The sequence below is a fragment of the Verminephrobacter aporrectodeae subsp. tuberculatae At4 genome (assembly GCF_000193225.1).
GTDB classification, from domain to species: domain Bacteria; phylum Pseudomonadota; class Gammaproteobacteria; order Burkholderiales; family Burkholderiaceae_C; genus Acidovorax; species Acidovorax aporrectodeae.
This window is the reverse complement of sequence record NZ_AFAL01000832.1, coordinates 1-1125: the sequence shown is the minus strand read 5'-3', so window position 1 is coordinate 1125 and position 1125 is coordinate 1. Positions and strand designations below refer to the sequence as shown.

Sequence of the window (1125 nt, the reverse complement as noted above, 5' to 3'; positions counted from 1 at the left end):
TTTCGTACCCCGGCATCGAGTGCCGCCCTTGCGGTTTGTCCCAGTATTTCGTCGCTGGCGGGTTGCTCGACGATAAACTCGCGGTAGTCGGGGAAATGGTCAGGAATCGAGAAAAACTCAGTCGATTTTTTCAGGTTGCTATTGAAGAAGACATACACGTCCTTGGTGCGGCGACTGCTGGAGTTTCTGGCGTCCTCATAGAGTTCTTCCAGGTTTTTGCAACCCGTCATTTCCAGCGCCTTGCGTTGCCACAGGACGAATTTTTTCTTCCACTCGCGGTTTGCTGCCTTTGCTGCATCTCCCATGGGCAGGGTGTCCCAGTCCACGAATCGGGTGGCGTCGTGGCAGCGGCGGATGGCCGTACCGAATTCGGCATCGCTGACGGTTGTGGACAGAGATTCGTCCAGACCATGGGCCAAGTCCATGCCGGACAGGCCCGGTGCGTACGTGCAACTGATCAATCGATAAAAAGTGCCAAAGCGGAAAATTTCGATTCTACCTGTGACATCTTTGGGAAGACATTTGAAAGACATGATGACCTCACTTTACTGCCACCACACTAATAATCACCTGAACCCCCTGGACGAGAGCATCTCTTGCAACTTCGTTCAATTTATCACGCACTTTGATCGGGGTTCCTTCCGGGATGGCCAATTCAATGGTTTTTGATTGGATAGAATTTTCTGGGACTCCATTCGTTTGATGCACTGATTTCTCATAATCTACCACCTCCTGGACGTACCGCCGCAAATAGCCCGCTGCCCCCTCTGGCGTCATGGGCTTGCTTCCTGACAGTCCCAGGGTGTCCATGGTCTTGACACTTACCGCATGGCCCGTGGTCGGGTTAAAGAAGTTGAAGGTCTTGTGGTTTGGTTGTCTTTTGTCAAACATAACATAGCCATTTTTTGAATGAGACGACAACTATTTTGACCCGCGCCGCACGCGCGGTGGCCGCTGGGCGTTTCGTACCCCGGCATCGAGTGCCGCCCTTGCGGCTTGCCCCAGCATTTCGTCGCTGGCGGGTTGCTAACGATAAACTCGCGGTAGTCGGGGAAAATGCTGGGAATCGAGGAGAATTCAGTCGGCTTATCCCGACTGTTATTGAGGAAGACATACACGTCCTTG

Annotated in this window: 2 protein-coding genes; both read right to left on the bottom strand. The window is 52.8% G+C overall.

Annotated features, from left to right (window positions below):
• A partial coding sequence (locus tag VTU_RS29520; protein ID WP_236610833.1) for a contact-dependent growth inhibition system immunity protein occupies window positions 1-533 on the bottom strand: 533 nt, incomplete at its 3' end.
• A 7-nt stretch (window positions 534-540) separates the two neighbouring features.
• On the bottom strand, window positions 541-891 hold the full coding sequence (locus VTU_RS33210; protein WP_138928004.1) for an endonuclease toxin domain-containing protein: 351 nt from the start codon (window positions 889-891) through the stop codon (window positions 541-543).
• Between the last annotated feature and the right edge of the window lie 234 nt (window positions 892-1125).

Bases quoted from the DNA above. Each gene is read 5' to 3' on its own strand.
- VTU_RS33210 (WP_138928004.1), bottom strand. From the start codon at position 891: ATGTTTGACAAAAGACAACCAAACCACAAGACCTTCAACTTCTTTAAC.